The organism is Acidicapsa acidisoli (assembly GCF_025685625.1).
GTDB lineage: Bacteria > Acidobacteriota > Terriglobia > Terriglobales > Acidobacteriaceae > Acidicapsa > Acidicapsa acidisoli.
The window spans coordinates 1,231,077-1,243,991 of record NZ_JAGSYI010000002.1 but is presented as its reverse complement, the minus strand read 5'-3'; the positions used below and the strand labels follow the sequence as shown (position 1 = coordinate 1,243,991).

Genomic DNA, 12,915 nt, shown 5'->3' with positions numbered 1-12,915 from the left:
TCACCAGACCGGAGGAGATCGCCGACGAATGTTAGAGAGCAAACAGACGCCTCCCGCACTGGGCCATCTTCAGCAGCACGTCGATCTCATTGCCAAGCATGAGCAGGAGTTTCTGGACCAACGCAAACATTCGGAAAAGCTGGGCGACAGCATGGCTTCATTCATAGGGAGTCTTACCTACGTTGTTGCCCATATTGTTATCTTCGCCGCATGGATCGCCTGGAACACGCTCCCGATCCGCGCGCTTCCGCATTTCGATCCTTCCCCATTTCCTCTGCTCGATGTTCTGTTCGCATTTGAGGCGATTCTTGTGGCCAGCTTTATTCTGATGCGTCAATCGCGCATGAGCCGCCGGGCCGAAGAGCGCAATCAACTTATGCTGCAGCTTCTGTTGCTCACGGAGAGGGAGATAACAGCCGTACTCGGCGTGGACCGGCAGATGGCTGAAACCATGGGTCTGGAGCATGTTGCATCTGACCAGGAAGTCGCGCAACTCAGCGAACAGACATCGATCGATGAAGTAGCTCAGATTATCAAAGAGAACCTGCCGGCAGATTGATGGACATTCCAATTCAGCCGATCTCAAGCTGATAAAAGTAGGGAAACCGAACAATTGCCCGTTGCGATGATAGCAATCCATTGGAGCGGCGCGTCGGGCGAGCGCTGCCGCTTTAATGGATTGTGACGAAAAGTCCGCTTGGAATTTAAGAAATGGCGTAGTTCGCGGCGGTCCTTTCGTTCAAGACGACGCCGAGTCCCGGACGATTGGACAGCGCTAGTGCGCCGTCGACCACCTGCTCGGGTGGATCGATCAACTCAGATCGCCAGGGAACTTCTCCATAAGAGAACTCAAGAATGTTGAAGTTAGACACCGTGGCAACCACGTGAGCGGCCGTCAGATTCCCAACAGGACTTGCCGGTCCGTGTGGAGAAGCGATCAGTCCTGCTCCTTCTGCCATTGCTGCGATTTTCTTCAGTTCGAGCATTCCTCCGCATACCTTGACGTCGGGCATAACGATGCCAACAGCCTCGGCTTTGATGTAAGGATAAAAACCCTCGATTCCGACAATGGATTCGCCGCCTGCTGTCTGCATCTTCGCCGCTTTGTTGATCTGTGCAAGATTTTCAACGGGCTTCGCCGGTGTGACCTCTTCCAGCCAAAAGAGTTTTAACGGATCGAGCCGCCTGGTCAGATCCAATCCATCTTCCAGGCTGCATCGGCTGTGGACGTCCATCAGAAGATCGCGCTTGGGACCGATCGCATCGCGAACCGCTGCTCCGCATGCGATGCCACGAGCTAGAAACTGCTCGATCTGATCTTTATCGGTCAGACCGATAGGCATTTCATCCCACGGCGCCAGCTTGACGGCATCGAAACTAGCAGCCGTCGCCTTCTCCGCCATGCGCGCGAAGCCGTCCGGGGTTCGTTCTTCCGTGGAACGATTGATGTTGGCGTAGAGACGAATGCGATCCTGAATACGGCCGCCGAACAGATCGTAAGTTGGGACAGAAAAGGCCTTTCCCTGAATGTCCCAAAGGCATTGTTCGAGCGCGCTCGCGGCCACCGCTGCGGGTCTGCCATACTGTGCAATCGCCGGAACAGTAACCTTGCGAAACCATTCGACAGCGAAGATGGATTGTCCTCTCAGGAGATTGACAAACTGCTTGATATAGATCAGGGTTTGATCGTCCTTGCCGCTCTGCGAAGCGTCGCCGAGACCTGTTACACCACCGCTCGTCTGCAATCGCGCGATGGTCCAGTTGCCTCGCTTGTTCACCTTCACGCGAAAGACTTCGACATCCTGTACGGTTAGCTTCGGCAGCTTTGACTGAGAATAAACGGGGATTCCTGCGGCGCTCGCCAGAGGAACAAGCGCGAGTCCCTGCAATAAGGATCTTCGATGGATGGGCATGGAAAGTAAGTCTGCTCCTTTTTGTGTATAGGTTCTAGAAGTTGATTTTTGCGGCTAGTTGGATCTCGCGCGAGATCCGTTGAAGGGTTGTGGGAGATCCTGCCGAGCTAATGGTTCCAAAGCCGTTACCGACTGTGGCGTTCGGGTTGTTGAATTGCGGAGTATTGAACAGGTTGAAGAACTCCGAACGCAGTTGCAGGGTCTTCGCTTCGTGCAAGGTGAAGTTCTTGAATACCGAGAAGTCCACATCCTTGGTTCCCGGACCTTCCAGAATGTTGCGTCCGGAGTTGCCCCACTGCTGCGTGCTGGGATTCGTAAAGGCTGCGGTGTTGAACCACTGTTTCAATGTGCGCTGGCTTGGAGAAAGCGATCCATTGCCCGGGCCGACGAGTTCGGCTCGCGGCGTGATGCTGTCGGCGACGCCCAGTGAGTTCGAGCCTGCCAGCACGGAGAACGGAATGCCGTCGGAGTAGGACAGAATAGCGTTTAATTGCCATCCTTGAATGGCAGGACGCAACCAGCCTGATCCCTGGAACGGCAACGAGTAATTCACGCTGCCGACGAAACGATTCGGAATGTCTTGATCTGAATTTCCATAGTCTGCATGTTTGTTGTAAGAGTTCACGATGCTGCCGGGACTGCCGGAGTTCTCGTCCAGAGCGTGACTGTAGGTGTAGGAAACCAGGAAGGACAAATCCTTGGTGCGCCGCTCGGCTGTCACCTGCAGGCTGTTGTAATTTGAGATCAGGCTGGTTTGAAGCTGATTGATCTGCGCGAAGTATGGGTATGGACGGCGTGAGGCGATGGGCGTAGTTCCAGGTGTCGCCTGGTTGATGTCCAATAGCCCATCCAGATGAATGCCGACGTTTCCAACATAGGCAAGAGTGATTCGGCTCGCGGACCCGATTTCCTGCTGCAAGTTGGCGTGCCACTGCTCGCTATACGGAGTTCTGGCCTTGGGATTCACTGAGTACAAGGGAGCGCCCTTAGGAGCGTTAGTGGTTGGTGCGGAATGAACAAAACCATCCGAGAGCCAATTGAAGCCAGTCGCACCATAGGCTGTGTTGTTGAATGCCCAGTAGTTGATATCAGGCGCGTTGATGGACAAGCCAGAGACGCTGTTCACATCGGGCGCTGCGTAGTAGATGCCGTAGCCGGCATGGAAGACCGTTTTCGCTGTGAGCTTGTAGGCAAATCCGATGCGTGGTTCGAAGTTAGTATTGTTGCCGTTGACGGCGCTTCTTGAAATGCCGTTGGTGCCGACCTGAAAGACCTGCGTTGTCGATAGAGTGGGATCGAACTGGTACATGCGATTGCGTACTTCGGTCCAAGGCCAGCCCAGAAAATTGTCGTAACGAAGGCCTAAATTCAGCGTCAGACGGCTGCTGATCTTGTAGTTGTCCTGCACATAGAAAGCCAGATCAAGCTGACGGAAACCGCGGGTTCCGGCCTGGTACGCGTAGGTTCCCGAGGTAGGCGCGCCGAGCAGCAGGTCGGCCAGTCCCAGGCCTGTGTAGTTTCCAGTGAAGCTCAGTGTTCCATGCTCTGCTGAAGTCTGATACATGTTGTATTGCAGGCGAACCACTTCGGCGCCCACGTCAATCGAGTGCCTGCCGCGCACCAGAGTGACATTGTCATCCACCTGGTAGTTATTGGTGCCAATCTGTGCGGGGCTGTTGGCTGCATCTCCGATCGAAGATGCACCGGAGATACTGAATACCGGCAATCCATCGCTATCCTGTAGATCGCTGGGAACGATAACACCGGGAATGCCAAGTTCGGTTGGAAGGTTCAGTCCGGCATCGAAATTATGAACGCCAATAAAGATGCGCGACCATCCGAAACGCGCCGTGTTGAGAGTGGTCGGCGAAAAGACATGGGCTTCGCTCAGCACCGCCTGATGGGCCGGCTGCTGCGCTGGGCCGCTGGTGTTTGCGCCTACGAGCGGCGCAGGCAGAATTCCAGGCTGAAGGATGTTGTCATTGGACTGACTGTAACGCAGAAAGGCGCCGTCAGCCTCCGTAAACTGATGGTCTACCTTCGCGTCAAAGGCATCCGAGTTATCCACACGCTGAGGGCTATATAGAAAGTTGTTGGCGGTCGTGGTGTTAGCGAGGTTGGGACTAACGCTGTTTTTCGAAAATAAGGCCAGAACGTTCTGACCGACCTGGGCCTGCTGTGTTGCCAGATAAGCAGAGGGGATCACATTGCCAGGAAATGGACTTTGCGTGATGGGATCACGAACCACCTGCGAGTAGCGGGAGAAATCTCCCACGCCCAGCGGACCCCATGCCGGTACGGTGTCCACGTTCGTCAGGCCCTGGCTGGTGCGCTGGCCAGCGTAATCGGCGAAGAAGAAAGTCTTCGGATTGCTTCTGTGTATGAGTGGGCCGCCGAAGGTAGCGCCAAATGAATTCATACGGAACCCCGGCTTGACTCCTGTATCGAAATAGTTCTTGGCATCGAGTGCGGAATTGCGAAAGAAGTTAAACACTTCGCCGTGATACTGGCTGGTACCCGAGCGGTAGACCAGGTTGACGACGCCTCCGGAGGCGCGTCCATAACGCGCGTCGGCATCGGTAGTTTCTTCGCGGAACTCTTCGACTGCGTCGATCGGCGGAAAGACAATAATCCCCAGACCGTTGTTGTTTTCGTTGTCTCCTATACCGTCCAGTAGAAAGCGATTATCCGTCATGCGTTGCCCGTTGATGGCATACGAGGATGGTCCTCGCTGCTGCACGTAGGGAATGCTGCCAGACAATTGTGATTGCCCTGGAACGACTCCCGCCCCCAAACCCAGAAGTTCAGCGAAATTACGGCCATTCAATGGAAGATCATGAACGGCCTGCTCCGTGCGAATGTTCGACACAGTTGATGTATCCGTATCGAACTGCACGGTTGTCGAATCTACCTGCACGGTCTCCAAAGCTGCTCCCGGAGCCAGTGCGGCGTCGACAGAGATGCGTTGCGCGACTTCAAGCCTTACGTGTTTGAGCACACCCTGGAAGCCTGGCGCCTCGATCTTGACATCGTAGTTGCCGGGATCGAGCGGTGGAGAAACATACAGGCCTTCTCCATCGGTCGAGGTGATAGTGGTCAATTCGCTCGCGCTGTTGCGGAGTGTCACCTGCGCGTTGTGGATGACGGCTCCGGAACTGTCTCTTACCAAGCCAGTAATGATCCCTTTTTCAACCTGAGCAGAGACAGTTGTGGTCATCAAAGCAGCAATTAACACGGCACACAGGAAGAAGTGTTTCCCCTTGGATTTAGGAAAAATTGCGAAACGTATAACAAACATTCATTGCCTCCAGATTGCGAGAGAAGACAGTAGCTCGCGAAGCTCTGTCATAGACCGCTTCGATGCAAACGTCTGCGGTCAAATTTTTTTTGGGATGACTACGCCCGCATGTCTATGAGGCAGAGCGTATCCTCTTCATTCAGCGAACTGAGTTATAGGACAACAACGACCTTGTTCAAATGCAATTTGTCGATTCATGGTCTTAACCGGCTTTCTCGTTTAATTATTTGGGTCCGACTGCGCGGGCACTGACTCGCTGTGCACGAGAAAGATCGCGCGATAGAGATGGAGCAGTCCCGAGCGTTCAGCTAAGGCCTGTTGGCTTAACAGAAACCGAGACTGAGCACCTTACGCGCTCACGCAATCAATTTTGATTTGGAGGATAGAGACAAGAAGTCAACAACAACACGAACAACAGGAGATCGGCTCGGAGGAGAACACAAGCTTCGCCAAATAGTGAGTGAGCTTCTGCATCTGTTTGTATTCAGCCATATGCTCAGGGAATATGTCAACTGTCGCGGCTGAAGCGCAGTCTTCTGGCAATCAATGGAAGCCCGCGTTTATATCATTGCATCCGGCTTTCGCCTGATCATTCAATGAGTTCTGACCGCTGCCTACTCACCCTCGATTTAAACCAGAACGTGTACGCGCAGACGCGGGTGGAGAACAGGCTGCCGGCAGCCGATCAACGAATAAAGCCTCTTCCGGATGTAATTGGAGCAGAGATCTATATAGCTTCGTTGTATGTCATTGATTCTTATGGAGCGGGAGACCGGGATCGAACCGGCGACATTCAGCTTGGGAAGCTGACGTTCTGCCACTGAACTACTCCCGCCCTTTAAAATCAATGACTTACGCTGCTAGCGGTCGCTTACTATCCAACTTACTATCCATCTTGCTATACTGGAACTCGAAAACAGGGTTCCCCGACGGTCCCCAATTTGCCATTCCGGCGCCATCTCGATTGCGTGGTGGATAGTAAACATGGATAGTAAACCTGGACGCAAAGCCAACCTCAAGAAGTATCTCGCACACGACGGCAAATGGCAATTTTTCCCGGTGGTCAAGGTCAATGGGAGGCCAAAGCCGGAGCTCGTTCTGATCGACGGCACGCCACGGCGCTCGACCGGTGGCACCTTCTACCTCGACTGGCGGGAGGACGGCAAACGCCGCACCCGTCCGGTCGGGACATCGCCGCGTGAAGCGCTGGACGCCTGGCAGCTCCACTCTGGAATCCTCTCCGGCGAGATCGAGGCGCCGGAAGAAGAGCCTGTCGCCGCCTCCTCATCAACGACGATTCGTGCTGCCGTCGAAGCCTACCTGGCTGAGGTGAAGGCCACCAAGGGCGATGCTACCTTCCGCGCCTATTCCGGCGATCTTGCCTGGTTCCAAAAGGTATGCAAGAAGCATTATGTCGATCGGCTCGGGCGCTCGGACGCGATGGCGCTCTTCGCCGCCGGCCGCGGCGAGGATCTCAATCAAAAGACCATCAACAAGCGCGTCATCGTCATGCTTCAGGCGATGCGCCATGCCGGCGCGAACATCCAGCTTCGCAAGGGCGACTGGCCGCGGACCATCGACAAGCGCGTTGAGATTTACGAACGCGAGGAGCTGACTCGCTTTTTCGAAGCGTGCACTCCCGAGGAACGGCTCGTCTTTCAGGTCTTCCTTTGCTCCGGGTTTCGATCTCGCGAGCTCTCCTGCCTGGCCTGGGAAGATGTGAACTGGCAGGCCGGCACACTGAGCGTCCGCCCCAGGCCCGAATTCGGGTTCACTCCCAAGAGCTACGAGGAGCGAAGTGTCCCCATTCCACATGCGCTTCTGGAGTCGCTCAGCAAGCATAAGAAGAAACAGCCGGACTCCGTGCTGATCTTCCCCACACCGAAACATCCGAAGCGGCCAAACTACGGCGGCGATAAGCCCGACGCGCACCTGCTCGAACTTGGCAAGGAGATTGCCTACCGCGCGAAGTTGAATTGCAAACGCTGCAAGACCCGACAGGGCAAGTGCAGTGACGGGCCGTATTGCCAGAAGTTCTATCTGCACAAGTGGCGTCACACATTCGCCACGCAGATTCTCCAGTCCGGCATCGACATCAAGACGCTGCAAACACTTCTCGGACACAAGAACATCGCCACCACAGAGAAGTACCTCAAGTCGCTGCGTCTCGACGATCTGCGCCAGAAGGTCGAATCGTCAACGCTGGCGGCGATGCTTTAGCGAGTAGCCACCGGTTGCCCGGGGTCGAACATTTCGCGCTTCTCTGCCAACAGGTGAATTGCTCCCTTGAGCTATTCGAAACCAGAAGTGCTTTCGTCGGTTTCCGCTCACTTAATCACGAGCTATTTTTATAGTTGGCCGATTATGTGCTCATCGTTATGGCGGCTCCTCAATTGCTAGGCCCGGCCCGTATCCCGGGACCAGTCCCGCTACAGTCCCTGGATCGGAGAATCATCGAAGCGGACTCAAACTAAATGGCTTGCCGTCAGGGACCTCGGGCCCGTAAGATCGTTTATCACGGAAGTCCACAACAAACCACATGGCAAACGTTCCTGGCTCAGCCCCAATTGAGCTGCATCCGCCTCTTGCAAAACTCGATCCATTTGTGGTCGCCACTGGGCAGCCGATTCCTCCCATCGAACGAGTGGCGCTATTTTCTGCTGACCAGTGGGAAGATTTCATCAATGAGTGGGCGAGCAGTCTCCCGGGATACGCCAAGGTCGAGCACGCAAGCGGCTCGGGCGATAAGGGCTGCGACGTCATTGGAATCGTCGAAGAGGGCGGAGCAATTTGGGACAACTATCAATGCAAACATTATGACAAGCCCCTCACTCCGACCGATGTATGGGGCGAATTGGGGAAATTAAGCTACTACACAATGGTCGGGGAATACTCGCTTCCGCGAAGGTATAGGTTCGTAGCGCCAAGGGATGTTGGAACCAAGCTGGCTTCGCTTCTTCGTAGGCCAGTTGTCTTGAAGCAGGAACTTCTCAAGGCGTGGGCTACATATTGCGCGAACTTCATTACTGAGACGCCGGTTCCCTTGAGCGGTGCGCTGCTCTCTCACATCGAGGGAATTGATTTTTCAATTTTCGGATACTTGCCCGTGCTCGACGCGATCAACCAGCATTTGAAGACCCCTTACTTCACAGCTCGCTTTGGGCTCGGCCTTCCGCCTCGGCCTGCTGCGGCACCTCCTCCCGAAAAGCCCACGACAGACGAGACAAGATACGTCGAACAACTGTTCGAAGCGTACAGTGACAACCGGAAGGAGTTGCTGACTCAAACAGATGAACTCCCGCAGAATCTTTTGAGGCATTATCACCGATCACGCGAAGCTTTCTATTCGGCGGAGGCATTACGCAATTTTTCCCGTGACAAGCTCCCAGGCAGAGAGTTTGAAGAGTTGCAGGATCAAGTCTATGCCGGTGTGGTGGATACCTGCGAATCCACCCACACATGCGGGTTCACGAGGTTAGTCGCCACCACGAACCGTTCCGCCGAGCTCTCGATAACTAGCTCTCCGCTAATTGGTAAAACCGAAGTACGGGATTTACACGGCATTTGCCACCAGCTCGCGAATGCCGAGAGATTGATATGGGTGCAAGAGAAAGGAGGGGACGATGGCGACTAGCCCCTTCAACAGTGCTCTTGAAACTGGCCTGCGAGCACTCTCAGTGCTGACTGCCACGTATCCTGTGCCCGCTGATCTCCAACGGCTGATGGCATACGACTATCTGCTCGTTCATTCTGCGGATGCCGGCGGTCCAGACAGTCTCCATCCGGGAGTTCCACAGAGGAATGGCGAATTATTGGTTCGTCACACGATCGTGCAGAATGGCCTATTTCTCTTACTCAGCCGCAATCTGATTGACCGCTTGGCGACCGAAAATGGCATCGAATATTGCGCGGGAGACTCAGCACAGCCGTTCTTAGACCAGCTTGGCTCGCCCTATGTGCAGGCACTTCGTGAACGAGCAGATTGGATCGCCACTACTTTTGGCGACATGAGCAATGATGACTTGCGGGCATTCGTTAGGACGCGATTTGCGGAATGGACGACGGAGTTCCACTTCCCTGATGCGATGGGTGCGGAACAATGATCGGATTCCAGCTTCGCACCATGCGAATTACGGGCCTGGGCCTGCCACCCGCCGAGATCACCTTTGGGCCGGGCTTGAACGTAGTCTCAGGTGCCTCGGACACGGGCAAGTCGTTTCTCTTTCAGACGATTGACTACATGTTTGGCGCGGCAGGCCTGGACCTCATACCAGAAGCACGCGCATACAGCTCAGTCGAACTCGAAATCGAGTCCGCAGAGGGACGTTTCTTTTTGAGCAGGAACCTGCAGGGGGGCGAATTCGAGCTCCGTGAAGGTGACCTAGGGGCCACACCCAAGGCTTTGGGCGATCGACTGAACTCGAGCGCTCCAGACAACATTAGCGCTTTTCTAATGAGGTTGTCCGGACTGGATGGCAAGAAGATCCGGAAGAATGTCGAGAATGAGCTTCAGAACCTCTCGTTCCGAAATCTCGCTCGATTTGTGGCGGTTAACGAAGAAGAAATCATAAAACGACTTTCGCCAATCCATAGCGGAGACAACATCCAGAAAACCGCCGAGTCAAATACGTTCAAGCTGTTCTTAACCGGCCACGATGACGCAGCCTTAGTCCGACAGAAGAAGCTGGCCGTCGCGAAAGCTGAGCTACAAGGGCAACTCGCGCTGCTGGAAAAATTGATGGAGGAATATCGCGACGATCTGGGAGAGAATCCGGCGGCAGCAGACGAATTGTCTGAACAACTTGAGCGGCTCAATACGGCTCTGGCAGCTGCAAAGGAATTATGGAATGCGAATCGCTCGGCTCTAGATCAACAGCTTCAGGAGAAGAGGGCTCTGCTAGATGCTCAAGCGATCGATCGTGCCAGGTCTGATGAACTAAGAACTCAGATAGCACGTTTTCAACTCTTGGACAAGCATTACCAGTCGGACATATCGCGGTTGGATGCCCTCTGGGAGGCGGGGTCACTTTTCCCGCCGCTCAGCACGGAGACCTGTCCACTCTGCGGTGCATCCCAGAATTCACACGTTCATGAGGAAACGCGTGTTCTGAGTCTCGACGTTAAGGCCATTCGACAATCATGCGAAGTTGAGAAGGCCAAGATTGAACTGCTTCGCAAGGAACTCATTTCGACGATAGAAGATCTCTCTCGCGAGGCGGTAGGGTTGCGCAAGGACATGAAGGAGAGGCGCGAATTATGGAATGAGACTAACCGTCAAATTGACGATGTACTGAGGCTATCGGTCAAGGAATCGGAGAGCGAATACAGCCGACTCAGCGACTTGCGCTTCGACGTCAAGAAGAAGATCGAAACATACAATCGAATTGCCGCACTGGAAAGTCGGTATGAGACCGCCACAAATCAGCTCAGCGGGATAAAACCTGGTAAGCGAGCGGTGGCAGACCTCCCGACTGCCGCTATCACCGCATTTACAGGAGAGTTCTCAAAGATACTCGAAGCATGGCAGTTTCCTGTGAAAGGCCCGGTATCGTTTGATACGCAGGCGGAGGATTTCTTCATTGGGATCAGACGCCGCCGCGAACAGGGCAAAGGATCCCGTGCGCTCACGCACGCTGCGTTCACCATAGCTCTCTTGAGCTATTGCGCATCAGTTGGTCTACCGCATCCCGGGCTGGTGGTTCTTGATTCTCCCCTCATTACATTCAGAGACAAGGATCATGCACAGGCGGATGCCGATTTGACGCCTGACGTCCGTCTTCGGTTGAAGGATAGATTCTACAGAGATCTGGCAACGCGCGTCCTAGAGCAGCAGGTGATCATCTTTGAAAACGAAGAACCGGCTGAAGACATACAACCGCTGATCGTCTTCCACCATTTCACGGGTGATCCAATGTTGCAGCGGTGCGGGTTCTTCCCTGTCGCCGAATCAGACGAGGTTGAAGAAACTTAGTAGGAAATCCCGCCCACGCCAACCCTAAGTCGTGATGGCAGGGTCTCGAGCCCAGTGCTACCGCCGCGCGACCAGGTCGGTGCGTTTGCAGTACCAACGCACACCGGATCGGGCAGAACCCTGGTTAAGGCTTCTTCAATCCTTCAAGCTGTCTTGAAACGTCTAGCTGCTGTCGCAAGCGAAGGCTCCTTCTTTGAGAGCCACAACGCCAGCACCGATGGATCGAAACAGCGGGAGCCACCGATCACCAGGGACGGAATCTTCCGCTGCTCCGCTAACCGGTAAACGGTGAAGATGGACTTGCCAAGAAGCCTTGCCACATCGCGAACCGAAAGCAGGCCGCGGGCCGATTCGAGAGCGAGCAGAATGTTGAACATCTCCGGCGCCTCCGCCTGCGGATTCCCCGAGAAGCTCGTGGCTTTGTTTGGAGCCTGTGCTGTAGAGGGAGCGGCGGTATGGCGGGGCCTGGTCGTATTTCGCATGGCTGTATCTCCATCCAGCTCGGTGGGCGAGCCTTGTGGCAACTCTGCCTTTGTTTCGGCCTGGCTGTCCAATGCCAATTCGATGGGAGGTGATAACCAAAACGCATCACATCGATTGAGAAGCCATTTCGCAGGAGGAATCAAACTTGACAATAGGCTGCGATCTCTGGAGAATTGTGGAAAAGAGGACGCTTTAGTGGAAAACCTGGACGTTCTTGGAAGATTTGTAAAGCCTGGTTCCAATTGTTCAATTGAGGCAATCTTCCTATGCGACACCGTCCTTCGCTGCATTTTGACGATCTCCGCGCAGTAGTTGCTCTTGCCGAAGAGCTGAACTTTCATCGTGCCGCCCGGAAGGTCGGGTTGAGCCAACCCGGCGTGACCCGCGTCCTGGCAAAAGTTGAACGGCATGTCGGCACTTGTCTTTTTGAGCGCAGTCACAGCAAGCGCCAGAGCGTTTTTCCAACCGATGCTGGCAGATCTTATGTCGCACAGGCCCGACTGGCCCTCGCGCACTCGGACATCGCCGTCCTTGATGCCCGCGAAACCATGCAGGGGAGAGACCACCGGATTGTGGTGGGAAGATCACCGTATGCGGACCGGCTGTTGGTCGATATCCTCCGCTCAATGGAACTTCCGCTTTACCCCAACCTGCGTGTTGATCTGTCAACAAGATATGCAGGCGAGTTGCCAGCATGTGTACGCTCCGGCGAATGTGATCTCGCGGTCATCACAAACCCTCCCAAAGATCAGGACCTTACTACCACGCCTCTCAGTAGTTCGCCATTCGCTGTCGTGCTGCCTGAAGGGCACAGATGCGCGAACGACAAAGTCATCAAGCTGAGCCATTTGAGTTCGACGCCATGGATTTTCCTTGAACGGCAAGTTCACCCGGCACTATATGACGCGTTTGAGAATCGCGCCCGAGACCTTGGAATTGGGCCGGAACGCATTCACCACGTCGCGAACGCGGAAGAAGCGTGCGAGATGGTGTGCCGAGTTGGTGGCGCAGCCTTCCTGTCTCCTCGCGGTGCCAGCGAGCGCCGCAAAGGACGGCGTGGCCCTTTGTACCCTGCTGGAAGAGGATCTTTCCTTGGCCACGCATCTTGTGGCCCGCGCAGAGAATGGCTCAATGCTGGTCAGTGAGTTTGTCAGAACTTTTGTGAAGCGCCTGAAACAGGCTGGTCGCCACCAGGCCATTCCTGCGGAATCCGCAATCGGGGCTCACTGTGCCGCATCATGCCGTTGAGG

The 12,915-nt window shown here is 54.8% G+C and carries 9 protein-coding genes and 1 tRNA gene; 6 read left to right on the top strand and 4 right to left on the bottom strand.

Annotated features, from left to right (window positions below):
- The first annotated feature begins 28 nt into the window (after positions 1-28).
- On the top strand, positions 29-559 hold the full coding sequence (locus OHL23_RS15155) for a DUF1003 domain-containing protein (protein WP_263352751.1): 531 nt from the start codon (positions 29-31) through the stop codon (positions 557-559).
- A 145-nt stretch (positions 560-704) separates the two neighbouring features.
- Here the strand turns inward: OHL23_RS15155 and OHL23_RS15150 are convergent, their stop codons facing one another.
- The 3 genes from OHL23_RS15150 to OHL23_RS15140 all read right to left on the bottom strand — a co-directional run bounded on the left by OHL23_RS15150 (position 705) and on the right by OHL23_RS15140 (position 6,046).
- The gene (locus OHL23_RS15150; RefSeq protein WP_263352750.1) at positions 705-1,913 is read right to left on the bottom strand and encodes a mandelate racemase/muconate lactonizing enzyme family protein; all 1,209 of its coding nucleotides are present in this window, start codon (positions 1,911-1,913) and stop codon (positions 705-707) included.
- A gap of 34 nt (positions 1,914-1,947) precedes the next feature.
- Positions 1,948-5,211, bottom strand: a complete 3,264-nt coding sequence (locus OHL23_RS15145) for a TonB-dependent receptor (RefSeq protein ID WP_263352749.1) — start codon at positions 5,209-5,211, stop codon at positions 1,948-1,950.
- A 760-nt stretch (positions 5,212-5,971) separates the two neighbouring features.
- Positions 5,972-6,046 (bottom strand) — tRNA-Gly (locus tag OHL23_RS15140).
- 149 nt (positions 6,047-6,195) lie between these two features.
- Here OHL23_RS15140 and OHL23_RS15135 point away from each other — a divergent pair.
- From OHL23_RS15135 to OHL23_RS15120, 4 genes are all read left to right on the top strand, one after another.
- Positions 6,196-7,431, top strand: a complete 1,236-nt coding sequence (locus tag OHL23_RS15135; RefSeq protein WP_263352748.1) for a tyrosine-type recombinase/integrase — start codon at positions 6,196-6,198, stop codon at positions 7,429-7,431.
- Between the two features lie 319 nt (positions 7,432-7,750).
- The gene (locus OHL23_RS15130; RefSeq protein ID WP_263352747.1) at positions 7,751-8,845 is read left to right on the top strand and encodes an ABC-three component system protein; all 1,095 of its coding nucleotides are present in this window, start codon (positions 7,751-7,753) and stop codon (positions 8,843-8,845) included.
- Positions 8,835-9,314 carry an ABC-three component system middle component 2 gene (locus OHL23_RS15125; RefSeq protein WP_263352746.1) on the top strand — a complete coding sequence of 160 codons (480 nt, stop codon included), beginning with the start codon at positions 8,835-8,837 and terminating at the stop codon, positions 9,312-9,314. The genes OHL23_RS15130 and OHL23_RS15125 overlap by 11 nt, the downstream gene beginning before the upstream one ends.
- Complete coding sequence (locus OHL23_RS15120) at positions 9,311-11,182, top strand: SMC family protein (RefSeq protein ID WP_263352745.1); 1,872 nt, start codon at positions 9,311-9,313, stop codon at positions 11,180-11,182. Before OHL23_RS15125 ends, OHL23_RS15120 begins: the two co-directional genes overlap by 4 nt.
- Positions 11,183-11,325: 143 nt before the next feature.
- Here OHL23_RS15120 and OHL23_RS15115 read toward each other — a convergent pair whose 3' ends face one another.
- The gene (locus OHL23_RS15115) at positions 11,326-11,664 is read right to left on the bottom strand and encodes a helix-turn-helix domain-containing protein (RefSeq protein ID WP_263352744.1); all 339 of its coding nucleotides are present in this window, start codon (positions 11,662-11,664) and stop codon (positions 11,326-11,328) included.
- 267 nt (positions 11,665-11,931) lie between these two features.
- Here OHL23_RS15115 and OHL23_RS15110 point away from each other — a divergent pair, with 267 nt between their 5' ends.
- A complete protein-coding gene (locus tag OHL23_RS15110; protein ID WP_263352743.1) occupies positions 11,932-12,810 on the top strand; it encodes a LysR family transcriptional regulator in 879 nt (292 codons plus the stop codon).
- The last annotated feature ends 105 nt before the right edge of the window (positions 12,811-12,915 follow it).